Below are 20,323 nucleotides of genomic sequence, written 5' to 3'. Positions count from 1 at the left end.
GAATGCCACCGCCAGCCGATCCCATCGCTACCTTTACGTGCACCAGCTGATAATTTCCCGTCATCTACTTGCGGTGAAAGTCGCTTGACCTCCTATTCGTGGCTTCAAGCGCGTGCCAAGAGGACAAGATGGCGCGCCGTCGCGTAGGAAGGTGGCACGTGACCACAAAGCCACACATAAACATTTCGCAGGGTTCTTGACGTCCCAGTCGCATGTCCGCTGACGACGCACTAACCCGCTCAATCGATCCTGCGCAGACTTTCTGCATAAACCCCTAGACTGGTACCACGACCGATGACGACGATGCGGTTACCGGGTGCGAGACCCTGCCTAAAGTCGTTTCGGACGCCGCAAACTCGGTCGAAGAGGAACGGAAGCCCTTGAAGTTCAAGCGGCGATTGGCAGCCTCTGGTATCGGGATGATCGGCACGCGCCACCACAAACGGAAGTTCGACTTGCTGACCCGCGATCAGCGCAAGGAGCATCGGGCCAGCAAGGACGATGACGTGTTTTCCAACGTAGTAACCGAGGAGCGCAGTGACCAAGACGCCCCAAGCGTTCTTCACAAAGCCACCCTCAGCCATATTTCTGGTTTTCAGGACGAGCCAGAGCAGCACCACCGAGGAGACTAGGCCAGCGGCAATTCCAGGCAGATTTGTCTCGGACGCCCATTCGATCGATGGCAGGAAGTCGAAGCCGAACATCGGGACGGCAATGGGCAAAATACCAAGCAGCAACCAAGCGACAAATATGATCCCAGTGGGTTTGCGAAGTGCCGGCCCAACCAGCTCTTCTTTTGAACCATCCATTGAACAGCACGCCGCTCTACCGATGACGTTTCCTATCGACAGCTTTGTGACACACCACCGGTTGCAGCTTCAAGATACAATGAGTGCGAGGCTTCATAATTGAGCGAGATGGAAAAGTCATAATCACCCCGCTCATAGGGACACAGCTAGTTTTTGACCTATGCCCTCTGATCAACCCTCCTGGCCAGCCGCGAAAGTGTCGAGCGTGAGCAGCGGGTTGCCTTGATGATACTGTTCCAGCTCTGACCACTGGCTAGCATCTGGACGATGGCAGCATTTCGCGCGGCATCCTTAGGCCGTCCCTTGTAGACGCCATCGGTCTTGGCCTTGGCGATGCCCTGCGCCTGCCGCCTCCTGCGGTCCTCGTAGTCCTTGCGGGCGATGGCTGCGAGCATGTCGAGCATCATCCCGTTGATGGCGTCGAGCATCCGGCTCTGGATGTCGTCCTTGTCAACCGTGGCCATCATCCACGATGTGGGAAGGTCCAAGGCCACCACCTTCACACGGCGCTGCTGTATCTCAGCCTTCAACCGCTCCCAGTCGGCAGTGTTGAGACGGCTCAAACGGTCCACCTGTTCGACCAGCAGGACATCGCCGGGGTGGCAGTCAGCCAGCAGCCGGAACAGTTCAGGGCGGGCCACGGAGGCACCGCTCTCGTTCTCGACGTAGCAGGCTGCGATCTTCAGGCCACGCTCGGCAGCAATGCGGAACAGGTCATCCCTCGCACGGCTGGCATCTTGGTCCTTTTGGTGTTGGCACGGAGATAGGCGCGGACATGCATGAGAAACCACTTCAGTTCGTTATAGGTGGTTCTCTTATTGGCGGTTCGCTACGGTTGTCAGCCGGCATCTATCGAACCGGTGAGAACCGTTGCTCGGCGCTGCATGGACACTGCCCTGCGATGCGGATGATCAACGCGCTGCAGGGTCGATATGGGGCCGCTGCCGTTTAACACAGGCGCGCACTAGAGACGCATGAAAATTGGTCTGAAACACTGGTCTGACTTGGTCTGAGCCATCGCCCAGTCAGCCGAGTAACTGCTTCTTTTGCTTTAATAGAATGACAAACGAGTTGGTGGAGCTAAGCGGGATCGAACCGCTGACCTCTTGCATGCCATGCAAGCGCTCTCCCAGCTGAGCTATAGCCCCATCGAGGGTCCGGCGTGGCCGGTTCCGGGATACCGAACCGGGTTTTCCCCGGCAGGTGCGGCTTCATACTTCCGGTTTCCGGAGATGGCAAGCCGAAAAATTCCGTTCCGGCCGAATTTTTTGAATTCGGCCGGAAATTCATGGGCTTATGCTTCCTCGTCGTCGCCGGTCACGCCGATAATGCCGCTCATGTCGTCATTGTCGTCGTCTTCATCCTGCTCGAGGAAAGTGTCGTCGTCGTCATCGCCGATCTCGACGTCGTCGTCATCGAGATCCGGCAGGTCGTCGCCGCCCGAAGCCTCGTCGTCGGCGTCCTCGAGCGAAACCAGCTCGACCTCGGTGTTCTCGGTATCGACCTCGTTGACCTCTTCCTCCTCGTCCTTCTCCAGAACGGCTGCTGCGGAGGTCTCCTCGAAGAAGGAGAGCGGGTAGGACTTGCCGGTGTAGGGCGAGACGATCGGGTCGCGGTTCAGGTCATAGAACTTACGGCCCGTTTCCGGGTCGATGCGCTTGGTTCCAAGTTCCGGTTTTGCCACAGTCAAAGCCTCTTGAATGGCCGAATATTGTCCGGCGGAGCCGGATAACCGGCAGATGGTCGGGAAAATGAATTAGCCGGTCCCCTTAATCGTGTTGCCCGCCGCTGTCAAAGCGAAACTTCGTCCCCTTCCGCGCCGCCGGGAACCGGTTGCCGGGGCGGCGGCTTTTTTGCCCGCCCGGTGGATGACGCTTGGCGGGCTTTGTGATACGCGCAAGCCTTCCGGCGCGGACAGCGCCCGGAACAGCACCGTTTCGGACCACCCAGCCCGGCCGCCGGCCGCGCGCTCTCTATGAATAGGAACCCGTTTCCATGTCGCATGGCGCCCAGGCAAAGCCCGCAACCGCCCGCAAGTCGAACGCCCTTGCCGGCACGGTCCGCATTCCGGGCGACAAGTCGATCTCGCACCGTTCCTTCATGTTCGGCGGGTTGGCCAGCGGCGAGACGCGCATCACCGGTCTGCTCGAGGGCGAGGACGTGATCAACACGGGCAAGGCGATGCAGGCCATGGGCGCCAAGATCGGCAAGGAGGGCGACACCTGGGTCATCAACGGCGTCGGCAACGGCGCGCTGCTGGCACCGGCCGCGCCGCTCGACTTCGGCAATGCCGGCACCGGCTGCCGCCTGACGATGGGTCTCGTCGGAGTCTACGACTTCGACTCCACCTTCGTCGGCGACGCCTCGCTGACCAAGCGGCCGATGGGCCGCGTGCTCAACCCGCTGCGCGAGATGGGCGTGCAGGTCAGCGCGGCCGAGGGCGACCGGCTGCCGGTGACGCTGCGCGGCCCGCGGACGCCGACGCCGATCACCTATCGCGTGCCGATGGCCTCGGCGCAGGTGAAGTCGGCGGTGCTGCTCGCCGGTCTCAACACGCCGGGCGTCACCACGGTGATCGAACCTGTGATGACCCGCGACCACACCGAGAAGATGCTCGCCGGCTTCGGCGCGAACCTGACCGTCGAGACCGCTGCCGACGGCGTGCGTACCATCCGGCTCGAGGGCCAGGGCCAGCTCACCGGCCAAGTGATCGACGTGCCCGGCGACCCCTCCTCCACCGCCTTCCCGCTGGTCGCCGCCCTGCTGGTGCCGGGATCCGACGTGACGATCCTCAACGTGCTGATGAACCCGACCCGCACCGGCCTCATCCTGACGCTGCAGGAGATGGGCGCCGAGATCGAGGTGCTCAATCCGCGCCTTGCCGGCGGCGAGGACGTGGCGGACCTGCGCGTGCGCCATTCGGCCCTGAAGGGCGTCACCGTGCCGGAAGAGCGCGCGCCGTCGATGATCGACGAATACCCGGTCCTCGCCGTTGCCGCCGCCTTCGCCGAGGGTGCGACGGTGATGAACGGGCTGGAAGAGCTGCGGGTGAAGGAGAGCGACCGCCTCTCGGCCGTCGCCGAGGGCCTGAAGCTGAACGGCGTCGACTGCGACGAGGGCGAGGCCTCGCTGGTGGTGCGCGGCCGCCCGGACGGCAAGGGGCTCGGCAACGCCTCGGGCGCGGCCGTCGCCACCCATCTCGACCATCGCATCGCCATGAGCTTTCTGGTGATGGGGCTGGTGTCGGAGCACCCGGTGACGGTGGACGACGCGACGATGATCGCCACCAGCTTCCCGGAGTTCATGGGCCTGATGGCGGACCTCGGCGCGCGGATCGAGCGGGAGGCTGACTAGGGTTGCGCGCTTCAGCGGCGAGGCGATCCCCGCTTGGCAGCACACCGCTTTTTCCGCTAAACGAGCGCAACGCCGTCCGCGGGTAAGGATGAAACATGACGACAATCGCCATCGACGGACCGGCGGCGGCCGGCAAGGGCACGCTGTCGCGCCAGATCGCCGAAACCTACGGCTTTCACCATCTCGACACCGGCCTGACCTATCGCGCCACCGCGAAGGCGCTGCTCGACCGCGGCCTGCCGCTTGAGGACGAAACGGTGGCCGCCGATGTCGCGCGGAACCTCGACCTGTCCGGCCTCGACCGCTCGGTGCTCTCCGCCCACGAGATCGGCGAGGCCGCCTCGAAGATCGCCGTGATGCCGGCGGTTCGCCGCGCGCTGGTGGAGGCGCAGCGGACATTTGCCGCGCGCCTACCGGGGACGGTTCTCGACGGCCGCGACATCGGCACGGTCGTCTGCCCCGATGCCACGGTGAAGCTCTACGTGACCGCGTCAGCCGAAGTGCGCGCGCGCCGGCGCTACGACGAGATCGTCGCCGGCGGCGGCGCGGCAAACTACGCGGCGGTGTTCGACGACGTGCGCCGCCGCGACGAGCGCGACATGGGCCGCGCCGACAGCCCCTTGCGGCCTGCGGACGACGCGCACTTGCTTGATACGTCCGAAATGGGTATAGAGGCGGCGTTTTCGGCGGCGAAAGCCATCATCGACGCTGCCCTCAACCAATAGAACGAAAGCCGTCCCCGCGCCGGATTTGCTTCCCAAAACAGGAAGCGGACGTGCCTCGTTCCTGATCAACGCTAACCCCCGGCGCCCGTGCCCGATCCGGCACACCAGGAGTTTTCATGTCCCAAGCCAATCCCACGCGCGAAGATTTCGCAGCCCTGCTGCAGGAATCCTTCGCCACCCATGACCTCGCCGAAGGCTATGTTGCCAAGGGCCTGATCACGGCCATCGAGAAGGACGTCGCCATCGTCGACGTCGGCCTCAAGGTCGAAGGCCGCATCGCCCTCAAGGAATTCGGCGCCAAGTCCAAGGACGGCACGCTGAAGGTCGGCGACGAGGTCGAGGTCTATGTCGAGCGCATCGAGAACGCCCTCGGCGAAGCCGTCCTGTCGCGCGAGAAGGCCCGCCGCGAAGAGAGCTGGGCCAAGCTCGAAGTCAAGTTCGAAGCCGGCGAGCGCGTCGAAGGCGTCATCTTCAACCAGGTCAAGGGTGGCTTCACCGTCGATCTCGACGGCGCCGTTGCCTTCCTGCCGCGTTCGCAGGTCGACATCCGTCCAATCCGCGACGTCACTCCGCTGATGCACAACCCGCAGCCCTTCGAAATCCTCAAGATGGACAAGCGCCGCGGCAACATCGTCGTTTCGCGCCGCACGGTTCTTGAAGAGAGCCGCGCCGAGCAGCGCTCCGAGATCGTCCAGAACCTCGAAGAGGGCCAGGTGGTCGACGGCGTCGTCAAGAACATCACCGACTACGGTGCGTTCGTCGACCTCGGCGGCATCGACGGCCTGCTGCACGTCACCGACATGGCCTGGCGCCGCGTCAACCATCCGTCGGAGATCCTGTCCATCGGCCAGCAGGTCAAGGTGCAGATCATCCGCATCAACCAGGAAACCCACCGCATCTCGCTCGGCATGAAGCAGCTCGAGAGCGATCCGTGGGACGGCATCGGCACGAAGTACCCGACCGGCAAGAAGATTTCCGGCACGGTCACGAACATCACCGACTACGGCGCGTTTGTCGAGCTGGAGCCGGGCATCGAGGGCCTGATCCACATCTCCGAGATGTCCTGGACCAAGAAGAACGTCCACCCCGGCAAGATCCTGTCCACGAGCCAGGAAGTCGACGTGGTCGTCCTCGAGGTCGATCCGACCAAGCGCCGCATCTCGCTCGGCCTCAAGCAGACGCTCGAGAACCCGTGGGAGGCGTTCGCGCACAGCCATCCGGCCGGTACCGAAGTCGAAGGCGAAGTCAAGAACAAGACCGAGTTCGGCCTGTTCATCGGCCTCGATGGCGACGTCGACGGCATGGTGCACCTGTCCGACCTCGACTGGAACCGTCCTGGCGAGCAGGTCATCGAGGAATACAACAAGGGCGACGTCGTCAAGGCTGTCGTTCTGGACGTGGACGTCGACAAGGAACGCATCTCGCTCGGCATCAAGCAGCTCGGCCGTGACTCGGTCGGCGAGGCCGCTGCTTCCGGCGACCTGCGCAAGAACGCGGTTGTTTCCTGCGAAGTCACCGCGGTCAATGACGGCGGCATCGAGGTGCGGCTCGTCAACCACGAGGACATCACCTCGTTCATCCGTCGCGCCGACCTGTCGCGCGACCGCGACGAGCAGCGTCCCGAGCGCTTCTCGGTCGGCCAGGTCGTCGACGCCCGCGTCACCAACTTCTCCAAGAAGGACCGCAAGATCCAGCTGTCGATCAAGGCTCTGGAAATTGCCGAGGAGAAGGAGGCCGTCGCACAGTTCGGTTCGTCCGACTCGGGCGCATCGCTCGGCGATATCCTTGGCGCCGCGCTGAAGAACCGCCAGGGCAACGAGTAATCGTTTCCTGTGATCCGAACCAGAAAGCCCGCGGGGAGCGCTCCCCGCGGGATTTTTTTGTGAGCGAAGCAAGCCTCCACCGGAGGACTGGACCGATGCGTCAGGTCCAGTAGTCGCCAAGTCTCTGGTAAAAGACGAAGCCTGGGTCGGGGGGACCGGCCAGCTCCTCGAGCTTGCGCCGCCGGCGCGCAAGGTCGGGATCCGCCTCCGCCGCCTGCTGCTGGTCGGCGGGCTCCTCTTCGGCGTCGCGCTCGTCCGCCCCGCCGTCTCCGGCCTCCTCGGACAGTTCCTCCTCGTCGGCCTCCTCGCGGGCCGGCCGGTCATTCGCCTCAAGTTCCTCCTGGGCCGGCAGATAGGGCACGAACGCGGCCGCCAGCCCCTCCCGCAGCATCGGCGCCGGCATCGGCCGTTCCGCCGTCCGCTCGGGCAGCGCCCCGGCATTGGCCGCGATCCGCACCGGCGCGTCGTCGCCTCGATCAGCTACATCCGCCGGCATCGTGTCGACGCCGGACTGCGGCGACGGCGCTGCGGTCGGGCGCGCGTCGGCGGCGACCTGGGCGGGCATCCCTGCACCAGGTTGTGCGCTCGCTCCCGCGTCGCGCGCCCCGGGATGGGAAGCCGACGGTTGTCCTGGCGGCGTCCCAGCCGCGGACCTTCGCGGCTCCGATGCCTCCGACGGCAATTCGGGCAGCGGCGCCTGCAGCAGCAGCCGCAGGATCAGGACATCGTCTTCGGTCAGACTGGTAATGGTGCGGGCGATCAGGCGCAGCACGTCCTGCGTCACCCTGACCTCCCCTGTGAGAATTTTCGGCTCGACCCCGGCAGCTCTTTCCGAATCAGCAGGGCCAGCCGGCGCGCTACCACCCCGATCGGCAAGGTGGAATTGAGGCCGGTTGGCCGGCTGAATGCCTTCCACTTGCCTCCGCGGTTCCACAGCCTCGTCGACGCGGCTGTCAGGTAACAGCACCGGCCGGGCCGTTTCCTGTGCCGGGCGTGGCGCGCCGGCGACCCTGTCCGTTGGTTCAGCCTCGCGCGGGCGCGCTCCGGATCCGCCTTCGAACAGCCGGCGCAATGCCGACTGAACGGAGCGCTCCTCGCCCGATGCGCCCCGTCCGGTCGGCGAGCCCGCATCCTGCCGGGCGACCGAGGCAGAGACGAGCCACTGCGCGTTGACTGCATACAAGCGCTGACCGGCACCGGCGGCGGCCGGGCTACCCGAAGCCCGGTCGCCGGCCGAAAGCAGCGCCTGTGCCAAGCGTTGAGCCTGCGGCCCTTGCGGACTGCGGAGCGCCTCCATCAGAACCTTTGTCGGGGCGGTCGAGATGGCAGCCGTCAGCAGCCGCTCGATCGCCGGGCGCATTTCGGCCGGCACGCGCGACAGGATCGCAGTCAACCGCCGCCATGCCTCGTTGCTCCTGCCGCCACCGGCCGGCAGCTCCTTCATCGCGGCGAACAGCAACTCCAGCAGTTGCCGGGTTCCGCTGCCGTTGTCACCGAGATCGCCGCCACCCTGCTCGAATTGCCGCATCATCGCTTCGATAAGGCGCAGGAGCAGCGCGGCGCGCAGATTGGCCAAGGCCTCCGGCGAAGGTGCAGGTCGTGCGCCGGCGCCGGCTTCGCCCTGCTCCTGGGGCGGCGGCATTTGAACCGACGTCGCAATGCGCGGCAGCATCACCATCTCCATTCAGCCGAGCGCTGCCGCTGGCAGGCGCAATGCCTCTCTCAAGCAATCCATCTTCAGGCAGGGAAGGCGTCATGCGCACCCACGGGCGTCTGCTGGCCGGAGGCCCCGCAAGTCGGAAGCGCCGCTGCGCCGTCGGCCGGGGCGCGGCGGCGCTGCCCACCGCCCGTCTGAATCCAGGCGGCCGGGCGGGTGCCGCACGGTACAGGTTGAACCAGAAATCGCATCGCGCGGTTAATTTATCGTAAAGCAATAGATGCCTGTCCCGCCGGCACGATTTTTTGCGGGGCGCGCCTTGTTCCTGCACGGGTGCTCGCCAAATGAGTCGGGCCGGCCTTCTCCTTAACGAAACTGGATCGCCCATGTCCGTTCGCCCCCCGCAATCGCTTTGGCGTCCCCCGCCCTCCGGGCTGAACGTGCTTGAGTACGAGCTGATGGCCGAACGCGCCGACGCGCTCGGCCGGTATGGCCTCAAGGTCGAGACGGCGCTCGCGCAACTGAGGCAGGAGAGCACGTCATGCGACCGCGACCGGCGAGAGGTGATGCTGGATGCGGCGGCGGACGCGGTCTGGGCCTTTTTCATCCAACGAGAAATCTGCGGGCTGCGCGACCAGCGCGACATCATCCGCCGCTACGACATTCCAAAGGCCGTTCTGGCCCGCGTCGGCATTGTCCGGAAGCGCTAGCGCCCGCGCGTCGGGTTCTGTCCGGCGTCACGCGGCGCGGCGCAAGAGGCCGTAGACGCCAATGTCGTCAACAGGGAGCTTCAGGATCTGGCGCTCGGTCATTGCGGCCTGCCGGCGTTCGTCGGCCTCCTCCGCCGCAGCGACGGTCTCATCGCCAGCATCCAGCTGGTCGCGCAATTCCTCCAGCTTGGCGGCGTTGCCAAGGTTCTGGATGTCGCGCCGGCGCTCCGCCCTGGTTTCCGCGTCCTCGACCCGGCCAGGTTCCGGCCGCGCCGCCTCGTCGCGCGCCAGTTCCTCGATCGTCTTGGGGGCGGCCACGTCCTCGAGCCGCTGGAGAACCTTGCGCATCTCCCGCGTCAGGCTCTTGTCGCCCTCGGCTTGGGTCGCCAGCGCATCCTTGACCTTGCGGGCGGCCTCGCCCCATGGGGTCGCGATCGCCGCGATCATGTCCTGAGCGGTCAGGCCGAGCTGCTTCAGCCCTGTCTTTGCCTCCAGGCTGGCGACACTGTTCGGCAGGGCCGCGCGCATCGACATCAGCGCCGCCGATATCCGGTCTGCAAAGTCCTCCTCATCACCGGTCAGCCCTGCCGCGCCGGCGATCCGGGCCGCCAGTTCCGCCATCGGCTTCGACGGCCCCGATGCTGTCCCCTTGAGGATCGAGACCACCTCATCCTGGCTGACCCCCAACGACGTCAGCGATATGCGGACGGGCTCGCCGAGCGCATCGACCCGGTCGAAGGCCAGCATCGTCACGGCGTCGCGCAGTCGGCCCGCGAAGGCCACCGCCGATTCGTCCCCGCCCTGGGCCAGTCCCAGCGCCGACGAGAACCGCGAGATCAGCGACGCCATCGGGTCGGGATCAGCCTTCATGGCGCCGAAGAAATGGGCGACGATCTTTTCCTGGGCGGCGATCGATGTCGGGTCGTAGGTTGCCCCGGCGACCCGCTCACCCTTGTCTTTGCCGCTCGCCTTTTGCTCCGCCTCCTTCCGTCGCGCCTCGATATCCTCGAGCATCGTACGAAGCTGGTCGGCCACAAAGGTGCCGACCGACTGCTGCAGGGGCGTTAACATGGAACTATCCTGGCCGGGCGATATGCTGCCGACGAGGATAGGGGCGTGCAGTTAAGCGGATGTTACCCGCATGCCCAAGGAATCCGGGCGGCGCTCAGCTGTGCGCAAAGATGTCGGTCTCTTCCCAGCCAAGCAGATCGAGCTTGGCGCGGGTCGGCAGGAAAGCGAAACAGGCCTCGGCATGCTGCAGCCGCCCGTCGCGCACCAGCCGCGCCATCAGCTTGTCGCGCAGCGCGTGAAGATGCAGCACGTCCGAGGCCGCATATTCGAGCTGTGCCGGCGAGAGCGTTTCCGCAGCCCAGTCCGAGGACTGCTGCTGCTTGGAGATGTCGACCTCGAGCAACTCCTTCAGATTGTCCTTCAGGCCGTGCCGGTCGGTGTAGGTCCGCGTCAGGCGCGAGGCGATCTTGGTGCAGAACACCGGCGAGCAGATAACGCCGAAAGTGTGGAACAGCACGGCGATGTCGAAGCGGCCGTAGTGGAAGATCTTCTGCCGCGACGGATCGCTGAGCATGGTCACGAGATTCGGTGCGCGCGTCTGGCCGGCGGCGATCTTGATCACGTCGGCCGTGCCGTCGCCGGGTGAGAGCTGGACGACGCAGAGCCGATCGCGCCGCGGGATCAACCCCAGCGTCTCGGTGTCGATCGCGATCGCCCCGGTGTAGCGCGCCGCATCGACCGCCGGAATGTCGCCCTCGTGATATCGTATTGCGTTTGCCATCATGAACCCCACATGCAACTGCCTTAGTCGTGAGAGCGCTATATCGCATGTTTGCCGGCCGGTGTACTGCAAAGCGCGATATTGCCGCTCCAAGCTCGATGGTCCGCCATGAACCCTTGCAAGATGCGCCCTGCGACGGCCTGCCTTGTCGCCCTTTTGCTGTCGGTCCCCGTGCCGGCACCGGCGCAACTGGTCGATCCCATCCAACGCGGGGAAAGACGCTACCCCTTCACCGACCTGCCCGGCGTCGCGACGCAGGGAGAGGCGGCCGCAAGGGACGAATTTTCCTGCTCGCGCAGCTATGACGACAGCGAGCGCCTGCGCTGGGGCGAGTTCCGCAAGCCGGTCTACACCTGCACCCAGAACGGCCGTACCTTCACCAGCGAATTCCCGCCGATCTCTCGCGAGCGGGAGATGAGGGGGCTGCCGCGGTAGCTGACAGCGGCGCCAATCGTGCTATCAATCCTCCCGAAAGCCGAGACGGCCACACGGGAGGAAGCAATGACGGACAGGACCAGGCCCCTGGTAATCAGCGCGCCGGAGCCGCGCACCCTGGAGCTGATCTTTGCGCCGGCGGCGCTACGGCGCCTGAGGGCCGCCTACCGGGTCGTCGAGGCTGATCCGCAGGAGATCGCCGCCCTCGGCGACGCCGTTCTCGCCGAGGCGCGTTACATCATCGGTCAGCCGCCGCTCTCCGCCGACACGCTGGCGAAAATGCCGGAGCTGCTGTGCATCCTCAACGTCGAGAGCAACCTGATCAACAACATGCCGTACGAGATCCTGTTTTCGCGCGGCATCCATGTCGTGACGACCGGGCAGGTCTTCGCCGAGCCGGTCGCCGAGCTCGGCCTCGCCCTGGCGTTGAATCTCGCCCGCGGCGTGATCGATGCCGATCTGGACTTCCGCAAGGGGCGCGAGCGCTGGGGTGGAGAAGGCAATGCCTCCGCGCGCCTCTTGTCCGGCTCCGACATCGGCATCGTCGGTTTCGGCGACCTCGGCCGGGCGCTCAACCGGGTGCTGTCCGGCTTCCGCGCCCGCATCCGCGTGTACGACCCCTGGCTGCCGCCGTCGATGCTTGAAGAGGCAGGCGTGGAACCGGCGCAACTCGAGACCGTCCTGTCCGAAAGCGACTTCGTCTTCGTGGTCGCAGCCGTCACCAGCGAAAACAAGGGTTTCCTCGACGCCGAGGCTTTCGCGCGGATGCGCGAGGGCGCGGCGCTGATTCTGCTCAGCCGAGCCGACGTGGTCGACTTCGACGCACTGATGGCCGCGGTGGCACGCGGCCGGATCGTGGCGGCAAGCGACGTCTTTCCGCAGGAGCCGCTGGCCGCGGATCACCGGGTGCGCGGGCTGAGCGGCTTCATCCGTTCGGCCCACCGTGCCGGCGCGCTCGATTCCGCCTTCAAAAAGATGGGCGACATGGTGCTGGAAGACATGGACCTGATGGACCGCGGCCTGCCGCCGATGCGCTGCAAGCGCGCCGAGCGTGAAACGGTCGCTCGGATGCGCTCCCGACCCGTCAGCGTCAACTGACGCCGTCAGGCAGCCGAGCAGGCCTCGTCTTCGCCGGTGGCCGCCCGGCTGCCGGCCGGGATCGTCGCGACCCAGGCCCGGGCGATCGCCAGGCCCGCCGCGTCGGCCGCCGGGCCATAGGCGGCCGCGAATTCGTCATGCCGGTCGAGCCAGCCGGGCGCCATGCGCTCGATCTGCTCGGCAAACAGGTCTCGCCAGTATTCGGCGACCGTGCGGTCGACCTCGAAGTGGAACTGCGTGCCATAAGCGGCGCGGCCGACGCGAAAGGCCTGGTTGGAGGCTGCGGCGTTATGGGCCAGACGCCTGGCTCCTTCCGGCAGGGTGAAGGTGTCGCTGTGCCACTGGAACGCCGGGAAGGTGGCGCCGACCCGGGCGAGCAGAGGGTCGGCCAGGCCCTCGTCGGTCGGATGAACGTCGCACCAGCCGAACTCGACGGCGGCGCCGAGCTGGTTGGTCGCGCCATAGCCGCGCGCCAGAAGCTGGCTGCCGAGGCAGACGCCGAGCACTGACCGGCCGGCGTCGCCGTAGCAGCGCATCAGCGCGGCAAGACCGGCAAGATAGGGATGCCTCGCGTCGTCGATCGCCGATTGCGGTCCGCCCATCACGACCAGAGCGTCATAGCCGCCCTCGCCGGCCGGCAGCGCCTCACCGGCGTGCGGCCGGCACAAAACGATCTCGGCCCCGGCTTCCCTCAGCGCACGCTCCACCAGCCCGAGGGCCGTGATCCGGTCGTTCTCGACGACAAGCACCCGCATTCATGAGCCTCCCTGTTTGCCGGACAGAAGCACGCGCGGGCCCCACAATCAAGGCGACAGAAAAAGAGAGCCCGGCTGCAGGAGCAGCCGGGCAAGTCGGGGAGGATATGGAAATGACTGCGGTTCGGTGAGGCGGCTCACCTCTTGCAGTAAGGAAAGAATTACACGCTCTCCCGCGCGCGGCTGTTCCCTGCGGAACAGGGCGAGCGATCACGGGCGGATCACACCCTTGCGCAAGATGACATTGGCGTAGAGACGCCGCTCGCTCGTCTGGACCACGCTGTGGGCGGCACGGACACGCGGATAGAATTGGTCGCCCGGCAACGGCACGACCGCGAAACCGGCCGCGTGCCGGGCACAGACCGCGACGATCTCCTCATGCACGGGATCGAGCCGGTCCGGCGCCTGCCCCACGGTGGAACGAAAGATCGCTTGCTCGACGAAGTCGTCGATCGGCAGGACGGCGAGGACCGCATCCAACACCGGGATGAGCGCGAGGCCGTCCAGCCGGATCAATCGGCGGGCGTGCTCCAGCCCGGGGTAGTTGCCGTCAACGATCGCGATCTCGTCGCCGTGCCCCATCGACCGCAGCGTGGAAAGGAGCTCCGGGCTCAGGACGGGATCGATCCCCTTCAGCATCAGGCCGGCTCCTTGAAGAGGACGTTCTGGTCGAGATGGTAGCGGGCGAAAAGCGGCAGGCTGGCCGCGCCGATGGTCCGGGCGTGGCTGCCGGCCTCGCCCTCCAAAAGTTCCGGCATGATCACGCCCTGCAGATCGTGCTGGCCGAGCGCGGACTGCGTCGCCACGACGATGCGCGCGCGCACCCAGGCCGGAAAGCCTCCATCGATCACCGCGGCGGAGAAATCGATGACCGACGCGGCCGCGACCACCGCCTGGGCTAGCGCGGCGGCGGTGTCCTGGATCCAGGTTTCCAACGGCGCGCCGAAGTCTATCCAGTCGTCCGGCGAGTACCAGAGCGGCCGGGGATCGATCCCGTGGGCGCGCAGATGGTTCTCCAACACGAATATCGAGGCGATCTTCAAGAGCTGGACGGTCCTGCCGTCGCGGCGCTGGACCGGCAACGGGCCGATCGCGCCGGCAGTCCCGGTGCGGCCGGAAAACAGCGCGGAGTTGAGGACGACGCCGCCGCCGATGAAGGAGCCGATGAAGAGATAGAGGAAGTCGGGATAGCGCTGGCCGAGACCGAAGACGAGTTCGGCCGCGCAGGCGCTGGTAGCGTCGTTCTGCAGGAATACCGGGTGCGACACATGCGCGGACACCTCGCGCTGCAGGTCGACACCGCGCCACCGGTCCATGTCCGCCTGCGGCGCACCGACCTCGTCCGCCCAGTTCCACAGCTCGAACGGCGTCGCGATGCCGATGCCGGCGACGCGCTGGCGCTGCTTTTCCGTCAGCCGCCCCTCCAGTTCGGCAATGCCCTCGACGATGAAGGCGATGATCTCGTCGGGCATGGGGTAGGCATAGATCGTGCGAACCTGCATCCGGATCTGCCCGACGAAGTCCATCATCGCCAGTTCGGCACTGCGTCGGCCGATCTTAAGGCCGAAGGAAAAGACGGCATCGGGGTTCAGCCGCATCGGCGTCGAGGGCTGGCCGACCTTGCCACGCGTCGGCTCGCCGCGGACCAGCAGGCCATCGGCTTCGAGGGCTCGCATGATGACGGTGACGGTCTGGGCGGAAAGGCCGCTGCGGCGGGCGATCTCGGCCTTCGACAACTCGCCGTGCCTGCGCACGAGCGACATGACCAGACGCTCGTTATAGGCCCGCACGCCCACCTGGTTCGCCCCGCCGGACGGGTCCAGTATTCCTCCCGGCGACATTGCCGGTGCGGCCCCTTGAGCCATGCCTGCCTCCTCCCGAAGCCCGGCTGCGGGCTTCAACCGAGCTTCGATCCGCGGCCCCGTGGGGCGGCGACCAAGCTCCGGAGCTATGCCCCGTTTGTGAAAAGCATGCCACATCGAATTAATAAATCAATTCGATTTATTTATTGACACAAACTTTCTTCGGTGCTTCTCTTAGATCCCGGAAGCACGGCCCGGCATGCCAAGGGCGGCAGCGGGCCCGGCCTCCGGATGGCAACGAGCCATACTTATTGTCCTTGGGAGGATTACATGAAGAAATCGATTGTGAGCGCCGCTTTCGGCGCACTCGCGCTCGGCGTGGCCTTCGCCTCGCCCGCCGCGGCTGAAGACACCACGGTCTGCCTGATTACCAAGACCGACACGAACCCGTTCTTCGTCAAGATGAAGGAAGGCGCGACCGCGAAGGCGACCGAACTCGGCATGACGCTGAAGGCCTATGCCGGCAAGATCGACGGCGACCACGACAGCCAGGTCGCCGCGATCGAGTCCTGCATCGCCGATGGCGCCAAGGGCATTCTGATTGCCGCCTCCGATACCAAGGCCATCGTCGACAAGGTGAAGAACGCGCAGGATGCGGGCATCCTCGTAATCGCGCTTGACACCCCGCTCGATCCGCCCAATGCCGCCGACGCCACGTTTGCCACCGACAACCTGTTGGCCGGCAAGCTGATCGGCCAGTGGGCGGCCGCCACCATGGGCGACAAGGCCAAGGACGCCAAGGTCGGCTTCCTCGACCTTACCCCATCGCAGCCGACGGTCGACGTGCTGCGCGACCAGGGCTTCATGATCGGCTTCGGCATCGATCCCAAGGACCCGAACAAGATCGGCGACGAGGACGACCCGCGCATCGTCGGTCACGACGTGACCAACGGCAACGAGGAGGGCGGCCGCCGGGCGATGGAGAACCTCCTGCAAAAGGATCCGGACATCAACGTCATCCACACCATCAACGAGCCGGCGGCCGTCGGCGCCTATCAGGCGCTGAAGGCGCTCGGCAAGGAGAACGACGTGCTGATCGTGTCGGTCGACGGCGGCTGCCCGGGCGTCCAGTCGGTTGCCGAAGGCGTGATCGGGGCCACATCGCAGCAGTATCCGCTGATGATGGCCGCGCTCGGCGTCGAGGCCGTCAAGACCTTTGCCGAGACCGGCGAGAAGCCGAAGCCGACCGAGGGCAAGGACTTCTTCGACACGGGAGTCGCCCTGGTTACCGACAGGCCGGCCGACGGCGTGGAGTCGATCGACGTCAAGACCGGCATGGACAAGTGCTGGGGCTGACGTTCCACCCTGTGCCGGCCAGACCAGCGAAGGGCGGCCTCGGCCGCCCTTCGCACAAGAGGACGGCGACTTTGACAACATCGCAAAAACCGCGCAGCGTCTAGCGGTTGGCGGCCCGTCCGTTGCGGCCGGCCGCCGAAAACGGCAGCTTTTGCACACCCCTCGGGAGCGGGGTCACGGGAGGAAGGTCCATGGGCGAGCCCAACGCCGCACAACCATCCCAGGAATTCGAAAAGGTCCTGGTCAACAGCTCGACGCAAGTGGCGTCGTTCGACACGCATGACAAGACAGCCGTCCAGAAGATCCAGCATTTTCTGCATTCGACACCGGCCGCGGTGCCGTTCATCGTGCTGGTCGCGGCGATCGTCGTCTTCGGACTTGCCATCGGCGGAAAGTTCTTCTCGTCCTACACGCTGACGCTGATCCTGCAGCAGATCGCGATCGTCGGCATCCTTGGCGCCGCGCAGACGCTCGTCATCCTGACGGCCGGCATCGACCTCTCGATCGGGGTGATCATGGTGTTCTCCGCCGTGATCATGGGCAATTTCGCCGTCAGCTACGGCCTGCCGGCGCCAATCGCCATCCTCAGCGGCTTCGCCGTCGGCGGACTGTGCGGCTTCCTCAACGGCTTCCTGGTCTCGCGGGTGAAGCTGCCGCCCTTCATCGTCACGCTCGGGACGTGGTACATCATCATGGCCACCAACTTCATCTACTCCGCCAATGCGACGATCCGCGAGGCCGATGTGACGGCGGTGACCTCGATGCTGCATGTCTTCGGCGTGAGTTTCAAGATCGGCGCGGCGGTGTTCACGCTCGGCGTGGTGATGATGGTCGCGCTGGTGCTCGGCCTCTGGTACGCGCTGAACCACACCGCCTGGGGACGGCATCTCTACGCCGTCGGCGACGATCCGGACGCGGCCGAGCTTTCCGGTATCCGAACCGACCGCGTGCTGCTCGGCGCCTATACCCTGGCCGGCCTGATCGCCTCGCTCGCCGCCTGGGTCTCGATCGGGCGCAACGGCTCGATCTCGCCCTCGGCCGCCGTCACCGACTACAATCTGCAGGCCATTACCGCAGCGGTCATCGGCGGCATTTCGCTGTTCGGCGGCCGCGGCTCGATCCTCGGCACGCTGATCGGCGCGATGATCGTCGGCGTGGTGTCGATGGGACTGAACATGCTCGGCGCCGACCCGCAATGGAAGGTGTTCCTCACCGGCCTCCTCATCATCACGGCTGTCGCCGTCGACCAGTGGATCAGAAAGGTATCAGGCTGATGGCAAACGAACCCATTCTCACCGCCCGCGGCCTGGTCAAGCGCTACGGCCGGGTTACCGCCCTCGACCGCGCCGACTTCGACCTCTATCCGGGCGAGATCCTCGCCGTCATCGGCGACAACGGCGCCGGCAAGTCGACGCTGATCAAGGCGATTTCCGGCGCCGTCACCCCGGACGAGGGCGAGATCAGGCTCGACGGACGGGCCGTGCATTTCCGCTCGCCGATCGAGGCCCGGCGCGCCGGCATCGAGACGGTGTACCAGAACCTCGCGCTGTCGCCGGCGCTGTCGATCGCCGACAACATGTTCCTCGGGCGCGAGCTCCGAAAGCCGGGCGTGCTCGGTCGCTGGTTCCGCAAGCTCGACCATTCGGCGATGGAGAAGTTCGCCCGCGACAAGCTGTCCGAGCTCGGGCTGATGACGATCCAGAACATCAACCAGGCGGTCGAGACCCTTTCCGGCGGCCAGCGCCAGGGCGTCGCGGTGGCACGCGCTGCAGCGTTCGGCTCCAAGGTCGTCATCCTCGACGAGCCCACCGCCGCGCTCGGCGTGAAGGAGAGCCGCAGGGTGCTCGAACTGATCCTGGACGTTCGCGCCCGCGGGCTGCCAATCGTGCTGATCTCGCACAACATGCCGCATGTGTTCGAGGTGGCCGACCGCATCCACGTCCACCGCCTCGGCCGACGCCTGTGCGTCATCGACCCGAAGAAATACACCATGTCGGACGCAGTCGCCTTCATGACTGGCGCGAAGGAGCCGGAAGAGGCAGTGGCCGCATGAACGCGACCGTGGCGGAGATCGCGCGCGAGACGGTCGGGCGCGCCGGCGCGGCGCGACGCTTTCTGATTGCCGTCGCCGGCCCCCCCGGGGCCGGCAAGTCGACCATGGCGGATGACCTGGCCGCCGCGCTCGGGGCCCTTGGCGAGACGGCCGCGGTCCTGCCCATGGACGGTTTCCACATCGATGACGCCATCCTCTCCGAGCGCGGCCTGCTTGCGCGCAAGGGGGTACCGGAAAGCTTCGACGTGCGGGGCTTCCTCGACATCATCCGCGCCGTCCGTCCCGCCGACCAGGAAGTCCTTGTCCCCGTCTTCGACCGCGCGCGCGAGATCACCATCGCCTCGGCCCGCGTCATCTCGCCAGCACATCGCTTCGTCATCGCCGAGGGCAACTACCTGTTGCTCGACCGCGGCCGGTGGGCGGAGCTCGCGGCGCTGTTCGACTATTCGATCCTGCTGGCGCCGCCGCCGGCTGTGCTGGAGGCGCGCCTGTGGGCCCGCTGGCGCGGCTACGGCCTGAGCGAGGACGAGGCCCGGGCCAAGGTGTACGGCAACGACCTACCGAACGGGCGTCTGGTCCTTGAACACCATCGACCGGCCGACCTGACGCTGGACGACGCCTGAGCAGCCGCACCTGGAGCATTGGCGTCGCTCGGCGTGCGTGGTCTGGCAACTGCCGCGCGTCGTCGGGCTCGCGGCGTTGAACCATCGGCGGCATGCGGTCACTCGCTCTGGCTAGAACCCGGCGGCTGCTCGATCATTGCGATCCACCGGCATGCGGGCGTCGGCCGGCCCGCTCTCTGGCGTTCCGCCAGCCGCCAAGGCCGTCGGCGGTAAAACGTTTGCCACGGTGCGCGTCGGGATGATAATGCGCGGCAATCCCATCCAGCCAGCCGCGGAGTCACAGCCCATGCAATCGATCACCCTTCGCCGCCCCGACGACTGGCACCTGCATCTGCGCGACGGCGCGATGCTGAAGGGCGTGATCGGCGACACCAGCCGCCATTTTGCCCGCGCGATCATCATGCCGAACCTTGTCCCGCCGGTCGTCACCACCGCCGATGCGCGCGCCTATCGCGAGCGGATCATGGCGGCGCTGCCGGCCGGCGACCGTTTCCAGCCGCTGATGACGCTCTACCTGACGGAGCAGACGAGCCCCGACGACGTTGCAGCGGGCAAGGACAGCGGGCTGGTCACCGCGGTGAAGCTGTATCCCGCCGGCGCCACCACGAATTCGCACGGCGGCGTGCGCGACATCGAAAAGGCCATGCCGGTGCTGGAGCGAATGGCCCGCATCGGCCTTCCGCTCTGCGTCCACGGCGAGGTGACGACGCCGGAGGTCGACATCTTCGACCGCGAGGCGGTGTTCATCGAAACAGTGCTCGATCCGCTGCGCCGGCGGCTGCCGGAGCTGAAGGTCACGATGGAGCACGTGACGACGAAGGATGGCATCGACTACATCAAGGCGTCGAAGGCCAACCTCGCCGGCACGATCACCACGCACCACCTGATCATCAACCGCAACGCCATCCTCGTCGGCGGAATCCGGCCGCACTATTATTGCCTGCCGGTGGCCAAGCGCGAACATCATCGCCTGGCGCTGCGCGCCGCAGCCGTCTCCGGCGATCCGCGCTTCTTCCTCGGCACCGACTCGGCCCCGCATGTCGACCCGCTGAAGGAATGCGCCTGCGGCTGCGCCGGCATCTATACCTCGATCAACACCATGAGCTGCCTGGCCCACGTGTTCGAGGACGAGGGTGCGCTGGGCCAGCTCGAGGCATTCACCTCGCTGAACGGCCCTGCCTGGTACGGCCTGCCAGTCAACGAGGCGACGATCCGCCTCGTACGCCGGGACGCCCCGGTCGCCTTCCCCGCCAAGATCGATACCGGTGCCGGGCCCGTCACCGTCTTCGACCCGATGTTCCCGCTGCACTGGGACGTTGACTGAACGCCCC

19 protein-coding genes, 1 tRNA gene and 1 pseudogene are annotated in these 20,323 nt (G+C 66.1%); 11 read left to right on the top strand and 10 right to left on the bottom strand.

All coding sequences use genetic code 11. The features are described from left to right. Positions 1-239 precede the first annotated feature (239 nt). From ACXAGF_RS01130 to ACXAGF_RS01115, 4 genes and pseudogenes are all read right to left on the bottom strand, one after another. Complete coding sequence (locus ACXAGF_RS01130) at positions 240-809, bottom strand: hypothetical protein (RefSeq protein ID WP_475013835.1); 570 nt, start codon at positions 807-809, stop codon at positions 240-242. Between the two features lie 158 nt (positions 810-967). Then, positions 968-1,590 (bottom strand): annotated as a pseudogene (locus ACXAGF_RS01125) (recombinase family protein). Between the two features lie 291 nt (positions 1,591-1,881). Continuing rightward, positions 1,882-1,957: transfer RNA gene (locus tag ACXAGF_RS01120), tRNA-Ala, on the bottom strand. A 146-nt stretch (positions 1,958-2,103) separates the two neighbouring features. After that, a complete protein-coding gene (locus ACXAGF_RS01115) occupies positions 2,104-2,493 on the bottom strand; it encodes a TIGR02300 family protein (protein WP_475013833.1) in 390 nt (129 codons plus the stop codon). A 311-nt stretch (positions 2,494-2,804) separates the two neighbouring features. Here ACXAGF_RS01115 and aroA point away from each other — a divergent pair, with 311 nt between their 5' ends. The 3 genes from aroA to rpsA all read left to right on the top strand — a co-directional run bounded on the left by aroA (position 2,805) and on the right by rpsA (position 6,711). Beyond that, entirely contained in the window at positions 2,805-4,163 is a 1,359-nt protein-coding gene (gene aroA / locus ACXAGF_RS01110) for a 3-phosphoshikimate 1-carboxyvinyltransferase (protein WP_475013831.1), read from the top strand. A 95-nt stretch (positions 4,164-4,258) separates the two neighbouring features. After that, entirely contained in the window at positions 4,259-4,888 is a 630-nt protein-coding gene (gene cmk, locus ACXAGF_RS01105; protein ID WP_475013829.1) for a (d)CMP kinase, read from the top strand. A 116-nt stretch (positions 4,889-5,004) separates the two neighbouring features. Beyond that, positions 5,005-6,711, top strand: a complete 1,707-nt coding sequence (rpsA, locus tag ACXAGF_RS01100; RefSeq protein WP_475013827.1) for a 30S ribosomal protein S1 — start codon at positions 5,005-5,007, stop codon at positions 6,709-6,711. 100 nt (positions 6,712-6,811) lie between these two features. On the opposite strand, the gene ACXAGF_RS01095 is transcribed toward rpsA, so the two are convergent. Then, on the bottom strand, positions 6,812-8,383 hold the full coding sequence (locus ACXAGF_RS01095) for a DNA polymerase III subunit gamma/tau domain-containing protein (RefSeq protein ID WP_475013825.1): 1,572 nt from the start codon (positions 8,381-8,383) through the stop codon (positions 6,812-6,814). A 371-nt stretch (positions 8,384-8,754) separates the two neighbouring features. Between ACXAGF_RS01095 and ACXAGF_RS01090 the strand changes: the two genes are divergently transcribed. After that, complete coding sequence (locus ACXAGF_RS01090; RefSeq protein WP_475013823.1) at positions 8,755-9,078, top strand: DUF6665 family protein; 324 nt, start codon at positions 8,755-8,757, stop codon at positions 9,076-9,078. Positions 9,079-9,105: 27 nt separating this feature from the next. Here ACXAGF_RS01090 and ACXAGF_RS01085 read toward each other — a convergent pair whose 3' ends face one another. Further along, positions 9,106-10,149: a hypothetical protein gene (locus tag ACXAGF_RS01085; protein ID WP_475013821.1), complete on the bottom strand. Its 1,044-nt coding sequence runs from the start codon at positions 10,147-10,149 to the stop codon at positions 9,106-9,108. Positions 10,150-10,243: 94 nt separating this feature from the next. After that, complete coding sequence (locus ACXAGF_RS01080) at positions 10,244-10,870, bottom strand: ribonuclease D (RefSeq protein ID WP_475013819.1); 627 nt, start codon at positions 10,868-10,870, stop codon at positions 10,244-10,246. Between the two features lie 123 nt (positions 10,871-10,993). Between ACXAGF_RS01080 and ACXAGF_RS01075 the strand changes: the two genes are divergently transcribed. Further along, positions 10,994-11,305, top strand: a complete 312-nt coding sequence (locus tag ACXAGF_RS01075) for a hypothetical protein (protein ID WP_475013817.1) — start codon at positions 10,994-10,996, stop codon at positions 11,303-11,305. A gap of 66 nt (positions 11,306-11,371) precedes the next feature. Further along, complete coding sequence (locus tag ACXAGF_RS01070; RefSeq protein WP_475013815.1) at positions 11,372-12,403, top strand: hydroxyacid dehydrogenase; 1,032 nt, start codon at positions 11,372-11,374, stop codon at positions 12,401-12,403. Between the two features lie 5 nt (positions 12,404-12,408). Here the strand turns inward: ACXAGF_RS01070 and ACXAGF_RS01065 are convergent, their stop codons facing one another. The 3 genes from ACXAGF_RS01065 to ACXAGF_RS01055 all read right to left on the bottom strand — a co-directional run bounded on the left by ACXAGF_RS01065 (position 12,409) and on the right by ACXAGF_RS01055 (position 15,023). Further along, complete coding sequence (locus ACXAGF_RS01065; protein ID WP_475013813.1) at positions 12,409-13,158, bottom strand: type 1 glutamine amidotransferase; 750 nt, start codon at positions 13,156-13,158, stop codon at positions 12,409-12,411. Positions 13,159-13,368: 210 nt separating this feature from the next. Continuing rightward, positions 13,369-13,797, bottom strand: a complete 429-nt coding sequence (locus ACXAGF_RS01060; protein WP_475013811.1) for an RbsD/FucU family protein — start codon at positions 13,795-13,797, stop codon at positions 13,369-13,371. Next, a complete protein-coding gene (locus ACXAGF_RS01055) occupies positions 13,797-15,023 on the bottom strand; it encodes an ROK family transcriptional regulator (protein WP_475013809.1) in 1,227 nt (408 codons plus the stop codon). Before ACXAGF_RS01055 ends, ACXAGF_RS01060 begins: the two co-directional genes overlap by 1 nt. Before the next feature lie 267 nt (positions 15,024-15,290). Here ACXAGF_RS01055 and ACXAGF_RS01050 point away from each other — a divergent pair, with 267 nt between their 5' ends. From ACXAGF_RS01050 to pyrC, 5 genes are all read left to right on the top strand, one after another. Continuing rightward, on the top strand, positions 15,291-16,316 hold the full coding sequence (locus ACXAGF_RS01050; protein WP_475013808.1) for a substrate-binding domain-containing protein: 1,026 nt from the start codon (positions 15,291-15,293) through the stop codon (positions 16,314-16,316). Between the two features lie 191 nt (positions 16,317-16,507). Then, positions 16,508-17,590, top strand: a complete 1,083-nt coding sequence (locus tag ACXAGF_RS01045; protein WP_475013807.1) for an ABC transporter permease — start codon at positions 16,508-16,510, stop codon at positions 17,588-17,590. Next, positions 17,590-18,369 (top strand): ATP-binding cassette domain-containing protein, encoded by a 780-nt coding sequence (locus ACXAGF_RS01040; RefSeq protein WP_475013805.1) that lies wholly within the window; start codon positions 17,590-17,592, stop codon positions 18,367-18,369. Before ACXAGF_RS01045 ends, ACXAGF_RS01040 begins: the two co-directional genes overlap by 1 nt. Next, the gene (locus tag ACXAGF_RS01035; protein ID WP_475013803.1) at positions 18,366-18,992 is read left to right on the top strand and encodes a nucleoside triphosphate hydrolase; all 627 of its coding nucleotides are present in this window, start codon (positions 18,366-18,368) and stop codon (positions 18,990-18,992) included. Before ACXAGF_RS01040 ends, ACXAGF_RS01035 begins: the two co-directional genes overlap by 4 nt. A gap of 286 nt (positions 18,993-19,278) precedes the next feature. Continuing rightward, positions 19,279-20,316, top strand: coding sequence for a dihydroorotase (gene pyrC, locus ACXAGF_RS01030; protein WP_475013802.1), 1,038 nt, complete (start codon positions 19,279-19,281; stop codon positions 20,314-20,316). Positions 20,317-20,323 lie beyond the last annotated feature (7 nt).

Source organism: Mycoplana sp. ABR4_002, from assembly GCF_056159645.1.
The sequence above is the reverse complement of the archived record's forward strand: the minus strand, read 5'-3'. Positions and strand labels throughout refer to the sequence as shown.

Coding starts and splice junctions, on each gene's coding strand:
- ACXAGF_RS01130 (WP_475013835.1), bottom strand. CDS start 809: ATGGATGGTTCAAAAGAAGAGCTGGTTGGGCCGGCACTTCGCAAACCC.
- aroA (WP_475013831.1), top strand. CDS start 2,805: ATGTCGCATGGCGCCCAGGCAAAGCCCGCAACCGCCCGCAAGTCGAAC.
- cmk (WP_475013829.1), top strand. CDS start 4,259: ATGACGACAATCGCCATCGACGGACCGGCGGCGGCCGGCAAGGGCACG.
- rpsA (WP_475013827.1), top strand. CDS start 5,005: ATGTCCCAAGCCAATCCCACGCGCGAAGATTTCGCAGCCCTGCTGCAG.
- ACXAGF_RS01095 (WP_475013825.1), bottom strand. CDS start 8,383: ATGCTGCCGCGCATTGCGACGTCGGTTCAAATGCCGCCGCCCCAGGAG.
- ACXAGF_RS01090 (WP_475013823.1), top strand. CDS start 8,755: ATGTCCGTTCGCCCCCCGCAATCGCTTTGGCGTCCCCCGCCCTCCGGG.
- ACXAGF_RS01085 (WP_475013821.1), bottom strand. CDS start 10,149: ATGTTAACGCCCCTGCAGCAGTCGGTCGGCACCTTTGTGGCCGACCAG.
- ACXAGF_RS01080 (WP_475013819.1), bottom strand. CDS start 10,870: ATGGCAAACGCAATACGATATCACGAGGGCGACATTCCGGCGGTCGAT.
- ACXAGF_RS01075 (WP_475013817.1), top strand. CDS start 10,994: ATGCGCCCTGCGACGGCCTGCCTTGTCGCCCTTTTGCTGTCGGTCCCC.
- ACXAGF_RS01070 (WP_475013815.1), top strand. CDS start 11,372: ATGACGGACAGGACCAGGCCCCTGGTAATCAGCGCGCCGGAGCCGCGC.
- ACXAGF_RS01065 (WP_475013813.1), bottom strand. CDS start 13,158: ATGCGGGTGCTTGTCGTCGAGAACGACCGGATCACGGCCCTCGGGCTG.
- ACXAGF_RS01060 (WP_475013811.1), bottom strand. CDS start 13,797: ATGCTGAAGGGGATCGATCCCGTCCTGAGCCCGGAGCTCCTTTCCACG.
- ACXAGF_RS01055 (WP_475013809.1), bottom strand. CDS start 15,023: ATGGCTCAAGGGGCCGCACCGGCAATGTCGCCGGGAGGAATACTGGAC.
- ACXAGF_RS01050 (WP_475013808.1), top strand. CDS start 15,291: ATGAAGAAATCGATTGTGAGCGCCGCTTTCGGCGCACTCGCGCTCGGC.
- ACXAGF_RS01045 (WP_475013807.1), top strand. CDS start 16,508: ATGGGCGAGCCCAACGCCGCACAACCATCCCAGGAATTCGAAAAGGTC.
- ACXAGF_RS01040 (WP_475013805.1), top strand. CDS start 17,590: ATGGCAAACGAACCCATTCTCACCGCCCGCGGCCTGGTCAAGCGCTAC.
- ACXAGF_RS01035 (WP_475013803.1), top strand. CDS start 18,366: ATGAACGCGACCGTGGCGGAGATCGCGCGCGAGACGGTCGGGCGCGCC.
- pyrC (WP_475013802.1), top strand. CDS start 19,279: ATGCAATCGATCACCCTTCGCCGCCCCGACGACTGGCACCTGCATCTG.